The sequence below is a fragment of the Pseudarthrobacter sp. NPDC058362 genome, assembly GCF_042723515.1.
GTDB lineage: Bacteria > Actinomycetota > Actinomycetes > Actinomycetales > Micrococcaceae > Arthrobacter.
In genome coordinates, this window is the sequence record NZ_JBHXIW010000010.1 from 74331 (window position 1) to 92628 (window position 18298).

At 65.7% G+C, this 18298-nt stretch carries 15 protein-coding genes; 8 read left to right on the plus strand and 7 right to left on the minus strand.

Annotated features, from left to right (window positions below):
- Position 1 precedes the first annotated feature (1 nt).
- Positions 2 to 3559 (plus strand): DNA polymerase III subunit alpha, encoded by a 3558-nt coding sequence (dnaE, locus tag ACFWIX_RS15630; RefSeq protein ID WP_377217049.1) that lies wholly within the window; start codon positions 2 to 4, stop codon positions 3557 to 3559.
- A gap of 63 nt (positions 3560 to 3622) precedes the next feature.
- Here dnaE and ACFWIX_RS15635 read toward each other — a convergent pair whose 3' ends face one another.
- The gene (locus ACFWIX_RS15635; protein ID WP_377217050.1) at positions 3623 to 4123 is read right to left on the minus strand and encodes a flavin reductase family protein; all 501 of its coding nucleotides are present in this window, start codon (positions 4121 to 4123) and stop codon (positions 3623 to 3625) included.
- Positions 4124 to 4254: 131 nt separating this feature from the next.
- Between ACFWIX_RS15635 and ACFWIX_RS15640 the strand changes: the two genes are divergently transcribed.
- From ACFWIX_RS15640 to nrdR, 3 genes are all read left to right on the plus strand, one after another.
- Positions 4255 to 4782 carry a hypothetical protein gene (locus ACFWIX_RS15640; RefSeq protein ID WP_377217051.1) on the plus strand — a complete coding sequence of 176 codons (528 nt, stop codon included), beginning with the start codon at positions 4255 to 4257 and terminating at the stop codon, positions 4780 to 4782.
- Between the two features lie 10 nt (positions 4783 to 4792).
- Positions 4793 to 6163, plus strand: coding sequence for a histidinol dehydrogenase (gene hisD, locus ACFWIX_RS15645; protein ID WP_377217052.1), 1371 nt, complete (start codon positions 4793 to 4795; stop codon positions 6161 to 6163).
- A 115-nt stretch (positions 6164 to 6278) separates the two neighbouring features.
- Entirely contained in the window at positions 6279 to 6782 is a 504-nt protein-coding gene (gene nrdR / locus ACFWIX_RS15650) for a transcriptional regulator NrdR (protein WP_377217053.1), read from the plus strand.
- 53 nt (positions 6783 to 6835) lie between these two features.
- Here the strand turns inward: nrdR and ppgK are convergent, their stop codons facing one another.
- Positions 6836 to 7639, minus strand: a complete 804-nt coding sequence (gene ppgK, locus ACFWIX_RS15655) for a polyphosphate--glucose phosphotransferase (RefSeq protein ID WP_377217054.1) — start codon at positions 7637 to 7639, stop codon at positions 6836 to 6838.
- Positions 7640 to 7751: 112 nt separating this feature from the next.
- Entirely contained in the window at positions 7752 to 8630 is an 879-nt protein-coding gene (map, locus tag ACFWIX_RS15660) for a type I methionyl aminopeptidase (RefSeq protein WP_377217055.1), read from the minus strand.
- 120 nt (positions 8631 to 8750) lie between these two features.
- Between map and ACFWIX_RS15665 the strand changes: the two genes are divergently transcribed.
- Positions 8751 to 8915, plus strand: a complete 165-nt coding sequence (locus ACFWIX_RS15665; protein WP_377217056.1) for an SPOR domain-containing protein — start codon at positions 8751 to 8753, stop codon at positions 8913 to 8915.
- A 21-nt stretch (positions 8916 to 8936) separates the two neighbouring features.
- Here ACFWIX_RS15665 and panB read toward each other — a convergent pair whose 3' ends face one another.
- Complete coding sequence (gene panB / locus ACFWIX_RS15670) at positions 8937 to 9845, minus strand: 3-methyl-2-oxobutanoate hydroxymethyltransferase (protein WP_377217057.1); 909 nt, start codon at positions 9843 to 9845, stop codon at positions 8937 to 8939.
- Positions 9846 to 10034: 189 nt separating this feature from the next.
- Here panB and ACFWIX_RS15675 point away from each other — a divergent pair, with 189 nt between their 5' ends.
- Both ACFWIX_RS15675 and ACFWIX_RS15680 read left to right on the plus strand, forming a co-directional pair.
- Entirely contained in the window at positions 10035 to 11375 is a 1341-nt protein-coding gene (locus tag ACFWIX_RS15675; protein WP_377217058.1) for a glutamine synthetase family protein, read from the plus strand.
- A gap of 10 nt (positions 11376 to 11385) precedes the next feature.
- On the plus strand, positions 11386 to 14397 hold the full coding sequence (locus tag ACFWIX_RS15680; protein ID WP_377217059.1) for a bifunctional [glutamine synthetase] adenylyltransferase/[glutamine synthetase]-adenylyl-L-tyrosine phosphorylase: 3012 nt from the start codon (positions 11386 to 11388) through the stop codon (positions 14395 to 14397).
- Positions 14398 to 14767: 370 nt separating this feature from the next.
- On the opposite strand, the gene glnA is transcribed toward ACFWIX_RS15680, so the two are convergent.
- Entirely contained in the window at positions 14768 to 16192 is a 1425-nt protein-coding gene (glnA, locus tag ACFWIX_RS15685; protein WP_018763577.1) for a type I glutamate--ammonia ligase, read from the minus strand.
- A gap of 297 nt (positions 16193 to 16489) precedes the next feature.
- On the opposite strand from glnA, the gene ACFWIX_RS15690 reads away from it, so the two are divergent.
- Complete coding sequence (locus ACFWIX_RS15690) at positions 16490 to 16927, plus strand: RDD family protein (protein ID WP_377217060.1); 438 nt, start codon at positions 16490 to 16492, stop codon at positions 16925 to 16927.
- Between the two features lie 38 nt (positions 16928 to 16965).
- Here ACFWIX_RS15690 and ACFWIX_RS15695 read toward each other — a convergent pair whose 3' ends face one another.
- Together ACFWIX_RS15695 and ACFWIX_RS15700 are read right to left on the minus strand one after the other, a co-directional pair.
- A complete protein-coding gene (locus tag ACFWIX_RS15695) occupies positions 16966 to 17337 on the minus strand; it encodes a DUF3817 domain-containing protein (RefSeq protein WP_377217061.1) in 372 nt (123 codons plus the stop codon).
- 83 nt (positions 17338 to 17420) lie between these two features.
- Positions 17421 to 18173: a DUF4191 domain-containing protein gene (locus tag ACFWIX_RS15700; RefSeq protein WP_377217062.1), complete on the minus strand. Its 753-nt coding sequence runs from the start codon at positions 18171 to 18173 to the stop codon at positions 17421 to 17423.
- Between the last annotated feature and the right edge of the window lie 125 nt (positions 18174 to 18298).

Sequence of the window (18298 nt, forward strand, 5' to 3'; positions counted from 1 at the left end):
GGTGACTTCCAGCAATGACTCGTTCGTCCACCTCCACACGCACACCGAATACTCCATGCTGGATGGGGCCGCCCGGCTGGGTGAGTTGTTCGACGAGACGGAGCGGCTGGGCATGCCCGCCCTGGCCACCACGGACCATGGTTACCTGTTCGGGGCCTTCGATTTCTGGCAGAAAGCCCAGGCCAAGGGCATCAAGCCCATCATCGGCGTCGAAGCCTACGTGACTCCGGGTACCGCCCGGACGGACAAAGAGCGCGTGAGGTGGGGCGACGAGTCACAGCGCAAGGACGACGTCTCCGGCGGTGGCTCCTACACGCACATGACCCTGTTGAGCTACAACAACGTGGGCATGCGCAACCTGTTCCGCGCCTCCTCCATCGCTTCGCTGGACTCGGTTTTCGGCAAGTGGCCCCGGCTGGACCGCGAACTGCTCAACACCTACTCGGAAGGGCTTATTGCCACCACCGGTTGCCCGTCCGGCGAAGTGCAGACCCGCCTCCGCCTGGGGCAATACCGCGAGGCACTGGAAGCCGCAGCGGAATTCCGGGACATTTTCGGGGCCGAAAACTACTTCTGCGAGCTCATGGACCACGGACTGGACATCGAGCGCAGGGTCACCGGCGACCTGCTCCGCCTGGCCAAGGAACTGAACCTGCCCCTGGTGGCCACCAACGACCTCCACTACACCCACGAGCACGACGCCAAGGCCCACGAGGCACTGCTCGCCATCCAGTCCGGTTCCACGCTGCTGGAGCCCACCTACGACAATGGCGGGTCCAGGTTCGCGTTTTCCGGCAGCGGCTACTACTTGAAATCGCCCCGAGAGATGCGCGAACTTTTCCGCGACCATCCTGAGGCCTGCGACAACACGCTGCTCATCGCAGAGCGCTGCGAAGTCTCCTTCAACACCGACGCCAACTACATGCCCCGCTTCCCCTGCCCGCCGGGCGAGGACGAGACGTCCTGGCTGGTTAAGGAAGTGGACAAGGGCCTGCAGTACCGCTACCCGAAAGGCGTGCCGGACGAGGTACGCAAGCAGGCGGACTACGAGCTCGGCGTCATCACTTCCATGGGCTTCCCCGGCTACTTCCTGGTGGTGGCCGACTTCATCAACTGGGCCAAGAACAACGGCATCAGGGTGGGTCCCGGCCGTGGTTCCGGCGCCGGTTCCATGGTGGCCTACGCCATGCGCATCACCGACCTCGACCCGTTGCGGCACGGACTGATCTTCGAGCGGTTCCTCAACCCGGACCGTGTCTCCATGCCCGACTTCGACGTCGACTTCGATGACCGCCGCCGCTCCGAGGTCATCGACTACGTGACGCGGAAGTACGGCGATGAGCGCGTGGCAATGATCGTCACGTACGGCACCATCAAGACCAAGCAGGCGCTCAAGGACTCCTCACGGGTGCTGGGCTATCCGTTCAGCATGGGCGAGCAGCTCACCAAGGCGCTGCCGCCTGCGGTGATGGCCAAGGACATCCCGCTGGCGGACATCCAGAACCCGGAAGCGAAGCGCTACGGCGAGGCAGGCGACTTCCGCCAGCTGATCGCTACGGATCCCGAAGCGGCGAAGGTGTTCGAGACAGCACTCGGCATCGAAGGGCTGAAGCGCCAGTGGGGCGTCCACGCCGCCGGCGTCATCATGTCCTCCGACCCCATCATCGATGTCATCCCGATCATGCGCCGGTTCCAGGACGGGCAGGTGATCACCCAGTTTGACTACCCCACGTCCGAGGGCCTTGGCCTGATCAAAATGGACTTCCTGGGCCTGCGGAACCTGACGATCATTTCCGACGCCCTCGAGAACATCAAAATGAACCGCGGCATCGACCTGGACCTGGAAAACCTGGAACTGGACGACGCCGCCTCCTACGAACTCCTGGCCCGCGGCGACACCCTGGGCGTGTTCCAGCTCGACGGCGGGCCCATGCGGTCCCTGCTCAAGCTCATGAAGCCTGACAACTTCGAGGACATCTCAGCGGTTCTGGCGCTGTACCGCCCGGGCCCCATGGGCGCCAACGCGCACACCGACTATGCGCTGCGCAAAAACGGCATCCAGGAAGTCATTCCCATCCACCCGGAGCTCGAAGAGCCCCTGAGGGAAATCCTCGGCGGCACGTTCGGCCTGATCGTGTACCAGGAGCAGGTCATGGCGGTGGCCCAGAAGCTCGCGGGCTACTCGCTGGGCCAGGCAGACATTTTGCGCCGCGCCATGGGCAAGAAGAAGAAGTCGGAACTGGACAAGCAGTTTGCCGGATTCTCCCAGGGCATGCAGGACAACGGTTACTCCATGGAAGCCGTCAAGACCCTGTGGGACATCCTCCTGCCATTCTCCGACTACGCCTTCAACAAGGCCCACTCGGCGGCCTACGGCGTCATCTCCTACTGGACCGCCTACCTCAAGGCGCACTATGCCCCGGAGTACATGGCTGCACTGCTGACGTCCGTGGGTGACGACAAGGACAAGTCGGCCATCTACCTCAATGAATGCAGGCGCATGGGCATCACCGTGCTGCCCCCGGACGTGAACGAGTCGGCGCTGAACTTCACCCCGGTTGGAAACGACATCCGCTTCGGCATGGGCGCCATCCGAAACGTGGGCGTCAACGCGGTGGAGGCCATGGTCGCCGCCCGCGAAAGCGAAGGGGCGTTCACGTCATTCAAGGATTACCTGATGAAGGTCCCGGCGGTCGTCTGCAACAAGCGGACCATAGAATCGCTGATCAAGTCCGGCGCCTTCGATTCGCTCGGACACCACCGCCGTGCCCTGGCCATGGTCCACGAAGAAGCCATCGACTCGGTGATCACGCTGAAGCGCAACGAAGCCATTGGCCAGTTCGACCTGTTCGCGGGCTTCGAGGAAGCCGAGTCTGAGGCATCCCTGAGCATCGAAATCCCGGACCTGCCCGAATGGGAGAAGAAGGACAAGCTTTCCTTCGAGCGGGACATGCTCGGCCTCTATGTTTCTGACCATCCGCTACAGGGGCTCGAGGGAGTCCTAAGCCAGCACGCAGAGCAGACCATCACCTCGGTGCTCGGCGAGGACGGCCCGCAGGACGGCGCCATCATCACCATTGCCGGGATGATCACCTCGCTCAGCCGCCGCATCGCCAAGGCGAGCGGGAACGCGTACGCCCGCGCGGAGGTGGAAGACCTCGGAGCTTCGATCGAGGTCATGTTCTTCGGCCAGGTCTACGGGCCCATCGCCTCCGTGCTGGCTGAGGACCTCATCGTGGTGGTCAAGGGCCGCCTGCAGAAGCGGGACGACGGCGCCATCACGCTGAACTGCATGGAGCTGTCGGTGCCTGACCTGAGCGAGGGCCTCAACGGGCCGCTGGTCATCACCATGCCCACGCACAAGGCCACCGAGGCCGTCGTCACCGAACTCGGCGATGTCCTGCGTACCCACCGCGGTAACTCCGAGGTGCGCCTGCACCTGCTGGGCGACACCCGGACGGAAATCATGGCGCTGCCGGTGCACCTGCGGGTCAACCCCAGCCCCTCCCTCTTTGGCGACCTGAAAGTCCTGCTGGGGCCGGCCTGCCTGGACGCCTGAAAACAAACAGCGGCCGACGACGGGAGTCCCCTCCCGCCGTCGGCCGCTGTTATGCCGGGGCTGCTAGATTTCATAGTCCAGGGGGACCGGCTGGCTGTAGCCGCCGCCGTGGTAGAGCAGCGGAGAACCGTCGCCGCCCACCTGGCCGTCCACCACCTGCACCACCACCACGGCGTTGTTTTCGAAGGACAGCCGCATCTGGACCTCCCCGATCAGCCACCCGGCCACATCCTTGAGGATCGGCACGCCATGCGGTCCGGTCTCCCAGTGGTCGCCCTCGAACCTGTTGCTGGTGCGTGCGAACCGGTCAGCCAGTTCGTGGTTTTCCAGGCCCAGCATGTGCACGCCGATGTAGGTGGTGTTGGCAACCGCCGGCCAGGAACTCGAGCTGCGGGCCATGTTGAAAGTGAAGCGCGGAGGCTCGGCGGACAGTGAAGCGACAGACGTTGCCGTGAACCCGTAGGGCCGGTCCTGGTAGTTGGCCGTGATGATGGCGACGCCCGCGGCGTGGCGGCGGAAGATCTCCTTGAACGTCGGCCCAAACGGGACGGTATTGTCGGTCACCCGGTACTCCTGAAAGATAAATGTCTGTGTTTCCCCCTCCTAGGGTATTTGCCGGCGGCCGGCCCCCGGAAACTGCCGGCGCAGGTTCGCCCTGGAAGGACCTGTGCCGGGCGTTTGTTAAGGTTTGTTGCATGCGTAAAAGTACCGGCGGGACCCGCCGCCTGCCCTGGGCCATGCTGGCCGCTCCGGCCCTGGCGGGAATTCCGGCTGGAATCCTCTGGTGGCTCCTGGCCCCCGGCGGGCTCAACCTCATCACCCGCGATTCCGCCCTGGCTACCGGCGCCAACCCGGCAACCTGGCTGCCCCGGGACTTGACACTGGGTGCTGTCCTGCTGTTCGCCGGGTGTCTGCTGGCGGTCTTCCTGGTGGATGGACGGCGGCCCCACCGGCAGGCGGCGCTGATGCTCGCCTTGACCGGAGCAGCGCTGGGCGCATTGGTGGCTTGGCAGGCAGGGATGGCGGCGGCGCGGCTGTGGAGCCCGCCGGTGGACGCCTCGGCGAACGCCAGCATCGCCTTTTCCCTGCGCGCCTGGCCCGTGCTGCTGCTGTGGCCCGCGGCTACCGCTATCGCGGTGTTCGCGCTGGAAGTCCTGGACGTTGGAGGCCGGAAGAGGTCCGGGACGGCCGGCGGCGCCAATGGCCTGGTGGCGGAGCCGTAAAATAGGAGCCGTGACTATCTCCCCGGACGCCGTGCCCGCTGCTTCAGCCGTGAACTTCCGTACCGTCGACCTCCGGGGGCAGGCACTGTCCCTGGCCGGGTTGCGCGCAGCCGTTCCGCGGGCCCAGGGCAGCACCGTGGCGGACGCCGAAGACAAAGTCACCGCAATTATTTCCGCGGTCCGGCAGAGCGGCTTTGCAGCGCTCTCGGAGTTGGCCGGGAGGTTTGATGGCGTAGAGCAGCAGCACCCGCGCGTTCCGGCTGCTGCCCTCCGGACTGCCCTGGAGCAGCTTGATCCGGCGGTCCGCAGGGCCCTGGAGGAATCCATCGGACGAGCGCGGAAATTCGCGGACGCCCAGCGGCCGCGGAACGTGGACGTCGAACTCGGTGACGGTGCCGTGGTCAGCCAGAACTGGGTCCCCGTGGCGCGTGTCGGCCTTTATGTGCCCGGCGGTCTTGCCGTGTACCCATCCTCCGTGGTTATGAATGTGGTGCCGGCCCTGGCCGCCGGGGTGGACTCCATTGCCCTGGCTTCCCCGCCGCAGAAGGAGTTCGGCGGGCTTCCGCATCCCACCATCCTGGCGGCGGCCGAACTGCTGGGCATTACCGAGGTCTACGCCATCGGTGGAGCGCAGGCCATCGCCGCGTTCGCCTACGGGGTGGAAGGTTCCGAAGCCGGACCGGCGCTGGAACCCGTTGACGTCGTCACCGGGCCTGGCAACATCTTCGTGGCCACCGCCAAGCGGCTGGTCAAGGGCGTGGTGGGCATTGACTCCGAAGCGGGGACCACGGAGATTGCCATCCTGGCGGATGCCACGGCCAAACCCGCGCTGGTTGCCGCGGATCTCATCAGCCAGGCGGAACATGATCCCAAGGCAGCGTCCGTGCTGATCACCGACTCGGCGGACCTGGCAGCTGCCGTGCGCGTGGAACTGGACCGCCAGGCGGCCGCCACCCGGCACTCTGCCCGGGTGCAGGAGGCGCTGTCCGGGCCACAGTCCGGAGTGGTCCTGGTGGACGGACTGGAGCAGGGAATTGCGGCGTGCGACGCCTATGCGGCGGAACACCTCGAGATCATGACCGCGGATGCGCCCGCAGTGGCGGCCCGGATCCGCAATGCCGGCGCCATCTTCGTGGGGGACTACAGCCCGGTCAGCCTGGGCGACTATTGCGCAGGGTCCAACCACGTCCTGCCCACCAGTGGAACCGCGGCCTTCTCCTCGGGCCTGAATGTCACCACCTTCCTGCGCGCCATCCAGGTGGTCAACTACACCCGCGAAGCGCTCCAGGAGGTCGGCGGCCACATCGTGAGCCTTTCCCGCGCGGAGGACCTTCCCGCGCACGGCGACGCTGTGACGGTGCGCTTCGGTGCCCCGTCCTAGCCACTACATGTAGTAATTACAGGCTTGTTATTACGCTACATGTAGCCGTAGACTGGAAGGCGCTATGGGACCGCTGACGCGCGCTCCCAGCCGGTTCGCGCGAAAGAGGGGTGCCATGTACTGTCCGTTCTGCCGCAACCCCGACTCCCGGGTCGTGGACAGCCGCATGGCCGACGACGGCTCTTCCATCCGGCGCCGCCGGCAATGCCCCGAGTGCGGCCGCCGGTTCACCACCGTTGAAACCACCAGCCTGTCGGTCATCAAGCGCTCCGGCGTGGGCGAGCCCTTCAGCCGGAGCAAGGTCATCAATGGGGTGCGCAAGGCCTGCCAGGGCCGCCCGGTGAGCGAAGATGATCTTGCCCTGCTGGCCCAGGAGGTCGAAGAGCAGATCCGGGCATCCGGCGCCGCGGAAATCGACGCCCACGAGGTTGGCCTGGTCATCCTCGGACCCCTGCAGAAGCTGGACAAGGTGGCCTACCTGCGGTTCGCCAGTGTCTACCAGGCTTTCGAGTCGCTCGAAGACTTCGAAACCGCCATCGCCCTGCTCCGCCATGAGGGAGAAGACTCCAAGGGCGCAGCAGCCAAGGGCTGCAAGAGTTCCGAGAAGAGCCCGCTCTAATCTTCCGGTGGCGGCAGCGGAGGGGAAGCCGCTGCCGCCACCGGCATCACGCTCTACTTTGCCAGTTTGTGCTGGAGCGCAATCTCGATGGCGGCGCCCACAATCCCCGCTTCATTCCGCAGGACGGCCGGTACGATCGGCGTGCGCAGCTTCAGGTTGGGAAGGTACTCGTCCGCACGCTTTGAAATGCCGCCGCCCACGATGAACAGTTCCGGTGAGAAGAGGAATTCCACGTGGGAGAAGTAGCGCTGCAGCAGGACGCTGTATTCGTCCCAGGACAGGCCGTCGCGTTCCCGTGCCACAGCTGAAGCCTTCGTTTCAGCGTCGTGCCCGTCGATCTCAAGGTGTCCCAGCTCGGCGTTGGGGACCAGCTTGCCGTCAAAGATGAACGCCGAACCGATTCCCGTGCCCAGCGTGATGACCAGGACCGTGCCGTTGACGCCGGCTCCTGCGCCGTAGCGCGCCTCGGCCAGGCCGGCGGCGTCGGCGTCGTTGATCACCTCCACCGGCCTGCCCAGGCGGGCCGTGAGGAGGGCATCGATGTCAGTGTCCAGCCAGCTCTTGTCCACATTGGCCGCGGAATGGACCACGCCGTGCTGGATGATGCCCGGAAAAGTGACGCCCACGGGGGAGCCTGCGGCGGGGGCTTCGGGACGTGCGGACAGTTCCGCCACCACCAGGGCCACGGCCTCGGCCACCGCCTCCGGCGTAGCGGGCTGGGGCGTGGGGACGCGGAAGCGCTCGCCCAGCAGCTTGCCCTTCTTCAGGTCGACAATGCCGCCCTTGATGCCCGTGCCTCCGATGTCGATGCCGATCAGCGGTGCGTTCTTTGGAGACTTCTCGTCCTTCTTGGCCAATGGGATTCCGTTCTGGCAGGTGCGGTCAGGGATGGGCGGCCGGTGCCGGCCGGGGGTGTCCGGCAGTGCCGGAATCAGCGCGGGCCGGTTCGAACCGTCCCGCCACTGGAAGCTATGGGAGGGTCAGGATCTCGGCGCCCGACTCGGTCACCAGGAGGGTATGCTCGAACTGCGCCGTCCGTTTGCGGTCGCGGGTCACCACGGTCCAGTCGTCCGCCCACATGTCCCATTCCACAGTGCCGAGGGTGAGCATCGGCTCAATGGTGAACACCATGCCGGCCTCGATCACGGTGTTGTAGGCCGGCGCGGCGTCGTAGTGCGGAATGATGAGGCCGGTGTGGAAGGCTTCGCCCACCCCGTGGCCCGTAAAATCACGCACCACACCGTAACCGAAGCGCTTCGCGTAGGACTCGATGGCACGGCCGATGACGTTGATCTCACGGCCCGGGGCGACGGCCTTGATGGCCCGGTTCAGTGATTCCCGGGTCCGCTCCACGAGCAGGCGGGATTCCTCATCGACGTCGCCCACCAGGAAGGTGTGGTTGGTGTCTCCGTGGACCCCGTTGGTGTACGCCGTAATGTCGATGTTGATGATGTCGCCGTCGTTAACCACGGTGCTGTCCGGGATGCCGTGGCAAATGACCTCGTTGAGGGACGAGCAAAGGGACTTGGGAAAGCCCCGGTAGCCGAGCGTTGAAGGGTAGGCATGGTGGTCCAGGAGGAACTCGTGGCCCACCTTGTCCAGCTGGTCGGTAGTGACACCGGGCTGGATGTGCTTGCCGACTTCGACAATGGCCTGCGCGGCGATCTTCCCGGCGATGCGGATCTTTTCGATGGTTTCCGGTGTCTTGACCTCGGAGCCGGTGAACTTTGCCGGTGCGGGCCTCCCCACGTATTCGGGGCGGGGGATGGACGCCGGCACGGGGCGCTGCGGGCCCACGGTTCCCGGGGTGAGGGTGCCGATGGGTGCAGTCGAGGCAAGGGAAGGCATAGATTGATCATATAAGGCAGGGCAGAACGCCGAACAACCGGGATGCCGGGAAGCCCCGCGTATGCATTTAAGTTACGCGGATCACTCCGGCTGCCGCCCGCGGGCACTGAGGAAGCGACGATGACTGAGTACTGGTACAACGTGAACACGCACCAGGTGGAAGAGGACAGGCTTTCCGACTGGAGCCAGCTGATCGGCCCCTACAAGACCAGGGAAGAGGCCGAACATGCGCTCGAAAAGGTCCAGGCACGCAATGAAGCCTGGGAAAAGGGCGACGAGGACTGACCACCGCCGCCCGGCTGGCCGCTAGAAGGTGTGTTCGGGGCCGGGAAATTCTCCCGAGCGGACGTCCTCGCCGTAGGCGGTGGCTGCTTCCAGGAGGGTGGTGCGCAGGTCCGCGTACTGCTTGACGAACTTTGCCATCCGTCCGCCGCGGAGGCCTGCCATGTCCTGCCACACAAGGACCTGCCCGGTGGTTTCCTTGCCGGCGCCGATGCCTACGGTGGGAACGGCGACAGCAGCGTCCACGGCTGCCGCAACCTCCGCGGGCACCATTTCCATCAGGACACTGAACGCGCCGGCGTCGGCCAGCGCCACGGCGTCATCCACCAGCCGTTGGGCGTCCTCGCCGCGGCCCTGCACCCGGTAGCCGCCCAGAGCGTGCTCGCTCTGCGGGGTGAAGCCGATGTGGGCCATCACGGGAATGCCGGCCTGGACCATGGCCCGCACGGTGGGGGCGTAATACTTGCCGCCTTCGATCTTGACGGCGTGGGCAAGGCCCTCTTTCAGGAAACGGACTCCGGTTGCCACCGCCTGCTCCGGTGAGACCTCGTAGCTGCCGAACGGAAGGTCGGCCACGATCAGCGCGCGTTTGGCGGACCGGGAGACGGCGCGGCAAAGGGGAAGCAGCTCGTCCACGGTGACGGGGAGGCTGGTCTCGTTGCCGAAGACATTGTTCGACGCCGAGTCGCCCACCAGCAGCACCTCGATGCCGGCTTCGTCGAAAATCCCGGCTGAATACTGTTCGTAGGCGGTGAGCATCGCAAACCTGGTGCCATCCCGCTTGGCCTGCTGCAGGTGGTGCACCCGGATCTTCGCCGGAGTCCGCGCCGCCTCCGGACCGGCCGGCTGTGAATCCTTCCGCCCCGGGCCGCTCCCGTAGGGGGCAGGGTGGTCTGCGGGCATGCTGGAATCTGAGCTGTTGCTGGTGGCCATGAGACGAGCTTAATGCGGTACTGGCCGTCCTAGCTACCGGTGTCCGCCGGCGGGCCGTGTTAACGCTGTGTTACGCGCGGCGGCGGCTCAAGCATCGGCGTCGAATGCTTAGTACAGTGTTTGTGAACTGCTCCCCGCTGCCCGTATCCCGGAGCGGGAGCATGGACGTTGACCGGAGAAGAGGCCACCATGGACCGCCAGCAAGAGTTTGTCCTGCGCACGATCGAAGAGCGCGACGTACGTTTCGTGCGCCTCTGGTTCACCGACGTCGTTGGCTCCCTGAAGTCCGTAGCGCTGGCCCCGGCCGAAGTGGAGGGTGCGTTCGAGGAAGGACTCGGCTTCGACGGGTCCTCGATCGAAGGCCTTGCTCGCGTGTTCGAGTCGGACATGCTTCTGCAGCCGGACCCGGCGACCTTCCAGATCCTGCCGTGGCGCGGCGAGACGGAGCAGACCTCGCGTATGTTCTGCGACATTTTGACGCCCGACGGCGAGCCCTCCACCGCTGATCCGCGCAACGTCCTGAAGCGGACCCTGGCCAAGGCCGCGGACATGGGCTTTACCTGCTACACGCACCCCGAGATCGAGTTCTACCTCCTCAAGTCGCAGGACCTTGGCCCGGACGGCGCGCCGGTCCCGGTGGACGAGGGCGGCTACTTCGACCACGTTCCCGGCGGCGTGGCCCAGGATTTCCGCCGCACCGCAGTCACCATGCTGGAATCGGTCGGGATCTCGGTGGAGTTCAGCCACCACGAAGGCGGCCCCGGCCAGAACGAGATCGACCTCCGTTACGCGGACGCCCTCCAGACGGCCGACAACATCATGACGTTCCGCACGGTCATCAAGGAAGTGGCCCTCCAGCAGGGCACCTACGCCACCTTCATGCCCAAGCCGTTCACCGCCCACCCAGGTTCCGGCATGCACACCCACTTTTCGCTGTTTGAAGGCGACACCAACGCGTTTTTCGAGGCCGGTGCCGAGTACCAGCTGTCCCGGACTGCCCGGCAGTTCATCGCCGGCATCCTCAAGCACGCACCGGAGTTCACGGCGGTGACCAACCAGTTCGTGAACTCGTACAAGCGGCTGTGGGGCGGCGGCGAGGCCCCCAGCTACCTCAGCTGGGGGCACAACAACCGTTCGGCCCTGGTGCGCGTTCCGTTGTACAAGCCCGGCAAGGGCCAGTCCGCCCGGATCGAATACCGCGGCATCGATTCGGCAGCCAATCCGTACCTCGCCTACGCCGTGCTGCTCGGCGCCGGCCTGAAGGGAATCGAGGAAGGCTACGACCTGCCCGCCGCTGCCGAGGACGACGTCTGGTCCCTCAGCTCCGCCGAACGCCGTGCCATGGGGCATGACCCGCTGCCGGCCAGCCTCCACGACGCGATCCGGTCCATGGAGGACTCCGACCTGATGCCTCAGATCCTGGGTGAGCAGGTCTTTGAACACTTCCTGCGGAACAAGCGGGCCGAGTGGCAGGATTACCGGCTCCAGGTGACGCCTTACGAGTTGCAGCGCAACCTCGGCATCCTCTAAGGCTGCGGGCGTGAGCCTGGCGCGCCGCCTCATCGCGGCCGGTTTCAGCGACCTTGAAAAAGGGGAGCGGTTCCTTGCTGCCCGGGAGCTGGAGGGGCTGGACCAGGACAAGCTGTTCGGCGGCCTCCAGATGGCAGCGAGCCCGGACACTGCGCTGCAGTCCCTGGTCAGGCTGATCGAGAAACACCCGGCACTGCGGGAGCTGGCCTCGGCAGATCCGGAGCAGAGCGAGCCGCTCTACCGGGTGCTTGGGGCGTCCGAGGCACTGGGCGAGTTCCTCATCCGGCATCCCGAGCATCTCGACGCCTTCGACGTAAGGCCCAGTCCCGAGCCGGTCCAGGCCGATCCCGCGGAACTTCGGGCTGCCCTGCTGCGGTCCGTGGGCGCAGATCCGCGGGCAGCGCGGCCGGTGGCAGGCTTGACGGGCGTGGACGCCTACGCGGCGCTCCGCACTGCCTATCGCCGGGGGGTGGTGGACCTGGCGGTCAAGGACCTTTGCGCCGCCGACCCGCTCGACTTCCTGCCCGCCGTCGGCGGCGAACTGGCCGATCTGGCAGGGGCGGCGATCGAAGCCGCCCTGGCTGTCTCCCGTGCCGAAGCGGCGGGCCAACACGGCGAAGGCGAGGTGGCCGGCGTCGGACTTTCCGTTATTGGAATGGGCAAATGCGGTGCCCGGGAGCTGAACTATATTTCCGACGTCGATGTCATCTACGTCGTCGACCCCGGCGACTTGGGGGATGCCCAGGCGAACACGATCGGGACGGCGCTGGCCAGCGGCATTTCGCGCGCCATTTCGTCGGCGGCACGTGAACCGGGGCTGTGGGAAGTGGACGCGAACCTTCGGCCTGAGGGCAAATCCGGGCCGCTGGTACGGACGCTCGCCTCGCACGAGTCCTACTATGCGCGGTGGGCCGAGAGCTGGGAGTTTCAGGCGCTGCTCAAGGCGCGGCACATCGCCGGCGATGCCGAGCTGGGGCGGCGCTACGAGGACGCGGTCGCGCCGCTGATCTGGAGTTCGGCCGGACGGGACGGCTTCGTCGAGTCCGTGCAGGCCATGCGGCGCAGGGTCACCGAACACATCCCTCCGGCAGAAGAGGCCCGGCAGATCAAGCTGGGACGGGGAGGCCTGCGGGACGTCGAGTTCACCGTGCAGTTGCTGCAGCTGGTGCACGGCAAGGCGGATGAATCATTACGACGGCGGGACACCACCTCGGCGATCGCCGCCCTTTCGAACGGCGGCTATATTGGCCGGTCGGATGCCGCCGCGTTCGACAACGCCTACCGCTACCTGCGGCTGCTGGAGCACCGCATCCAGCTGTTCCAGCTTCGGCGCACGCACCTCATGCCTGTGACGGAACCGGCACTGCGGACGTTGGCCAAGGGCGTGCTGGGGCCGTTCTCCACCGACCGTCCGCACCCCGACGCCCTCGTGGCTGCCTGGCAGAAGACGAAGAAGTCCGTCCGGGAGCTGCACGAACGGATCTTCTACCGGCCGCTGCTGAATACGGCGGCGAAACTCAGCAGCGAGGACGCCCGGCTCACGCCGGAGGCGGCCCAAGGGCGGCTCGCCGCGCTGGGCTACCGCGATCCGCAGGGGGCCATGCGTCATATCGAGGCCCTGACCGCCGGGGTAAGCCGGCGCGCTGCCCTGCAACGCCAACTGCTGCCTGTCCTCCTGGACTGGCTCGCCGAAGGCGTGGACCCGGACGCGGGGCTGCTGGCGTTCCGGCGGATCAGCGAATCCCTGGGCACAACGCATTGGTATTTAGGCCTGCTGCGCGACTCGAATGCCGCCGCCGAACGGCTCTGCCACATGCTCTCCAACTCGAGGCTGATTTCGGACCTCCTTGAGGTTTCGCCTGAATCGGTGGCCTGGCTTGGCCAGGACAAGGATCTGGCGCCGTTGTCCTTTGAGGCACAGTGGCAGGAGATCACTGCCAAGATGGCGCGGCACTCTGACCCGGAGAGCGCGATGCGTTTGATCCGCTTGATCCGGCGCCGGGAGACCCTTCGCATCGCGATCGCGGACTCCGCCGGGCTGGTGGACCAAGACCGGGTGGGAACAGCACTGGCGGACGCGGACCGGGCGGCCGTGCTCGGCGCCTTGCGTGTTGCCGAGGGCATTGTTGCGGGCTCTGGGCCGCTGATGACCGCCGTGCTCGTGGTGGCCATGGGCCGCCAGGGCGGACGCGAGATCGGATACGGTTCCGACGCCGATGTCATGTATGTCCACCGCGCGCTGCCGAATTATTCCGAGGAGGAAGCCCGGGAACAGGCCCTGCGGATTGTCGGCAAGGTTTCCAGCCTGCTCACGCAGCCGCTGAAGCCTGCAATCATGGCTGAGCGTGTCCTGCAGATCGATGCTGACCTGCGGCCGGAGGGAAAGAACGGGCCGATGGTGCGGTCGCTGGACTCGTTCGCTGAGTACTACCGCCGGTGGTCGCTGATTTGGGAGGCGCAGGCGCTGCTCCGTGCCCGACCCATGGCCGGTGATGACGGGCTCGCGGCCGACTTCATCCAGCTGGTCGATCACATCCGGTACCCGGAATCCGTGTCGGAGCAGGATATCCGGGAAATCAGGAGGGTGAAGGCCCGGGTCGAGGCGGAACGGCTGCCGCGCGGGGCCGATCCTGCCCGGCACCTCAAGCTGGGACGTGGTGGCCTTAGCGACGTTGAGTGGCTGGTCCAGCTCCTGCAGCTCCAGCACGCCGGCGCGCATCCGGAGCTGCGGACCACTTCCACCGTGGAAGCACTCGAGGCGGCCGCCGGCCTGGGCCTCGTGGAACGGGATGACGCCGACATCCTGGCCAGGGCTTGGCGGCTGGCAGGCAGGATCCGCTCCGCCAACGTTATCTGGAACGGAAAAGCGTCCGATCTGCTGCCGTCTTCCCGCCGGGACCTGGAGGCCGTGGCCCGCTGGTGCGGGTATGAACCCGGACATGCGGCGGTACTGGAGGAAGACTACCTCCGGGTGAGCCGGCAGGCGCGGGCCGTGTTTGAGCGGGTCTTCTACGGACACTGATCTTCTGCGACACTGACCTGCGGAGGGCAGAAGCTAGACCCGGGAGATGTAAGGGGCAGGGCGCGCGCGCCGCCCGCAGCTTATGGCGTGAGTCGTGGCGACCTCCGCCGGGGCAGAGAAGCCGGCAGCGAAAGGGCGGCCGCCAGCATGGCCACGAGCGTCGTTTTGGGTGTGAAGTTGTTCCCCATAGCCGTTGAGTCTTCCACGCACGCGGGCGCGTCCGACCGGAAACGCACACCTTGGTCAAATCCTGCGCCGGGCTGGGCAGCAGGAAAGGGCTGGCTCCGGACTTACGCCCGGAACCAGCCCTTTCTTCGCCTCATACTCGCGGACGGTGCAGGTCTACGCCTGCTTCAGCCGCGTATTCGGACTAGACGCCGTAGTAGAGCTCGAACTCGTAGGGGTTCGGGCGGAGTGACAGCGGGCGGATCTCGTTCTCGTACTTGTACTCGATCCAAGTGTCGATCAGGTCCTGGGTGAAGACGCCGCCGGCCTGCAGGAACTCGTTGTCCTCACGCAGTGCCTCGAGTGCTTCTTCCAGGGTGCCCGGCGCCTTGGGGATGTCCTTGGCCTCTTCGGCAGGGAGCTCGTAGAGGTCCTTGTCGATCGGTGCCGGGGGCTCGATGCGGTTGCGGATGCCGTCGATGCCGGCCATCAGCTGGGCAGCGAATGCCAGGTACGGGTTGGAGGAGGGGTCCGGAGCGCGGAATTCGATGCGCTTGGCCTTCGGGTTGGAACCGGTGATCGGGATACGGATACCGGCGGAGCGGTTGCCCTGCGAGTAGACCATGTTGACCGGGGCTTCGAAGCCCTTGACCAGACGGCGGTAGGAGTTCACCGTGGGGTTGGTGAAGGCCAGGACGGCGGAGGCGTGCTTGAGCAGGCCACCGATGTACCAGCGGGCAGTGTCGGACAGCCCGGCGTAGCCCTTTTCGTCGTAGAACAGCGGCTCGCCACCGTTCCAGAGCGACTGGTGGCAGTGCATGCCGGAGCCGTTGTCGCCGAAGACCGGCTTGGGCATGAAGGTCACGGACTTGCCCCAGGCGTCTGCGGTGTTCTTGATGACGTACTTGAACTTCTGCAGGTCATCGGCAGCGTGGGTCAGGGTGGTGAACTTGTAGTTGATCTCGGCCTGGCCGGCGGAGCCCACTTCGTGGTGGCTGCGCTCGACCTCGAGGCCGGCTTCGTCCAAGGCAACACACATGGCGTCGCGCAGGTCGGCCTGCTTGTCCGTGGGGGACACGGGGAAGTAACCGCCCTTGACGGGGGTCTTGTAGCCGAGGTTTCCGCCCTCTTCCTCGCGGCCGGTGTTCCAGTGCGCTTCTTCGGAGTCGATCTTGTAGAAGCTGCCCTGCGGGGAGGACTGGTACTGGACGTTGTCGAAGACGAAGAACTCGGCTTCGGGGGCGAAGAATGCGGTGTCGGCGATGCCGGTGGAGGCGAGGTAGGCCTCGGCCTTCTCGGCAACACCGCGGGGGTCGCGGTGGTAGGGGTCGCCGGTGCGCGGGTTGACGATGGAGAAGTTCAGCGCGAGGGTCTTCTCCATGCGGAAGGTGTCCAGGAAAGCGGTGGTGACGTCCGGGATCAGCTGCATGTCGGATTCGGCGATGCCCTGGAAGCCGCGGATGGAAGATCCGTCGAAGAGCTGGCCGTTGACGAAGAAGTCAGCGTCGACACTCTTGGCGGGAACGTTAAAGTGCTGCTGGACGCCCGGAAGGTCGGTGAAGCGGATATCGACGAATTTAACATCCTCGTCCTTGATGAACTTGAGGACTTCGTCCGCAGTCTTGAACATCTATGCTCCTAACGCATATGTAAATATGTGGCATGCAGCCAGCTGATCCAGCGCAATCCAAACGCAGGGGAGCCGTTACGGCCTACCCTGCGCGTGTTGTCCTGCGGGGGTCAACGCCCCCGCCTGTGGGGATCGCTTGAAACTGCTAACAGCCTATGGACATGGCATTTCCCGTCCATGTCCGCATTGTTTCGGGCACGTTACAGAATGCCCTGATATCTCCACGCTATCGGGAGTCCACACTGTGGTCCAGAAGCATCCACAGTATGGGCGGGGTTCTGCCGGTAAACTTGCATGGTGGTAGATCGCAAAGATATTGGCTCGTGGCTCACCGGGCCGGACACTTCCGGCATCTCACGGTACCCAGGTGCGCGCCTGGGACTTCCCGAATCGGGGCCGGGTTCCATCGCCCGCGCTGGCCGGCGGATCGCAGCGATTGCCGTCGACTGGGGCGTGGCCATGCTGATCGCTGGTTTCGCGTTCGAAGGGGACCGGTGGGCGACCCTGGCGATCTTCGCCGTCGAACAGGCGCTTCTGGTCGGGACGCTGGGGTACAGCATCGGCCACCGCGTCATGGGGATTTCCGTCAGGCGCCTGGCAGGCGGAATGCCCGGGCCGTTGGCAGGACTGGTGCGCGCCCTGCTGCTGTGCCTGGTGGTTCCGGCAGTCATTTTTGACGCTGACCACCGTGGCCTGCACGACAAAGCGATGAATACGGTCCTCGTCCGGAACTGACGGAGGTCCGCCTCAGCCGGGACGCGGTCCCGGCCTGGCTAGTGGCTGCTCTCTTCGAGCACGGATCCGGCGGCGCTTGCCTTGGCCGTTTGGGCCGAGTCCGCAGCACCGAGGAAGCCCCGGTTGCCGGCCCAGCGTTCAAAGAGCAGGGTGGCGAAGGGAAAGATGGCCGACAGGCCCGCGAAGAACGCCACCCTGAACGGCCACCGCAGCAACCGCCACAAGGCAAGTGCGGCGAGACCGTAGGCCATGAAGAGCGCCCCGTGGACGGGGCCGGCGACCTGCACGCCAAGTTCGGTGGTGCCGGCGATCCATTTGAAATACATCCCCACCAGCAGCGCTGCCCAGCTGACGGCCTCGGCCACGGCGAGCACACGGAAGATGCGGAGGACGGTGGTGTTCAGCGGCAAGACGGGTTCCTTAGGTGCAGTACGGATGACGGCGGGCAGAAAAAGCCCCGGTCCAGGCAAGTGCCGGAACCGGGGCGGGGAGTCTAGCGGCCGCGGCTGGGACGCGCCTTATAGGGATCGATGCCCTTCGGAATGGGAAGCCGGTTGCCCAGCGAAGAGATCCGCTTGGATACGGCATTCACCTCAAGCTTGGTCAGCTCCTTTTTCAGCTTGCCCATGTGCCTGGCCAGCTGGTTCAGCGGCACCTGCCCTTCACCGCGGCCGCTCTCGATGACGTGCACGGTGACGTTGGGAAGGATGCGGGCCAGGCGCTTGCGCTCGGCATCCAGGAGAGGCTTGACGCGGTGCGTGGGGCCTTCGCTGATCAGCACGACGCCGGGCCGGCCAATGGCACGGAACACGGCATCCTGCGTGCGCGAGTTAACAGCAACAGGCTGCTCTTCGGTGATCCAGCCGCGGCGCAGGGTTCCGAGGGCGGCGCCAGAAGCGCCGGGCTGGTTCTCAATCTGGGCGAATGCGGCACGCTCTGCCCTGCGCGACAGAATGAAGGTTGCGGCCAGGAGGCCCAGCGGAATACCGATGATGAGACCGGTGATCCAGTTGTCCAGCAGGAATCCCACCAGGAAGCTGACGGCCACGATGCCCAGGAAAACCGCGAGCATCAGCCACGGGACCATGGGGTCGTGCCTGCGGGTCATGTTGAAGACCTCGCGGATCTGCTTGAGCCGGCTGGGCTTCTTGGCCTTGGGCGCTTTGGGCTTGCGGGAGAAGAGCCCGCGCTTCTGCGCGCCGGAATCTGCCGGAGTGGAATTGCTGGAATCAGGGGATTTCGCCATAGTTCCTTAATTCTACGTGACCCGGCGTTGGGGTTTTAGCGGGCGAGGAGGCTGGCGGCTTCCTGGCGGGTGGTGCCGGAGTCCTGGATGCCTTCGGCGATGTGGGCGAGGTGTTCGGGGATTTC

What these genes read in the sequence shown, in the direction of transcription:
- ACFWIX_RS15665 (WP_377217056.1), top strand. Translation starts at nt 8,751, where the DNA reads ATGACTGAGTACTGGTACAACGTGAACACGCACCAGGTGGAAGAGGAC.
- ACFWIX_RS15675 (WP_377217058.1), top strand. Translation starts at nt 10,035, where the DNA reads ATGGACCGCCAGCAAGAGTTTGTCCTGCGCACGATCGAAGAGCGCGAC.
- glnA (WP_018763577.1), bottom strand. Translation starts at nt 16,192, where the DNA reads ATGTTCAAGACTGCGGACGAAGTCCTCAAGTTCATCAAGGACGAGGAT.
- ACFWIX_RS15640 (WP_377217051.1), top strand. Translation starts at nt 4,255, where the DNA reads ATGCGTAAAAGTACCGGCGGGACCCGCCGCCTGCCCTGGGCCATGCTG.
- ACFWIX_RS15700 (WP_377217062.1), bottom strand. Translation starts at nt 18,173, where the DNA reads ATGGCGAAATCCCCTGATTCCAGCAATTCCACTCCGGCAGATTCCGGC.
- nrdR (WP_377217053.1), top strand. Translation starts at nt 6,279, where the DNA reads ATGTACTGTCCGTTCTGCCGCAACCCCGACTCCCGGGTCGTGGACAGC.
- panB (WP_377217057.1), bottom strand. Translation starts at nt 9,845, where the DNA reads ATGGCCACCAGCAACAGCTCAGATTCCAGCATGCCCGCAGACCACCCT.
- map (WP_377217055.1), bottom strand. Translation starts at nt 8,630, where the DNA reads ATGCCTTCCCTTGCCTCGACTGCACCCATCGGCACCCTCACCCCGGGA.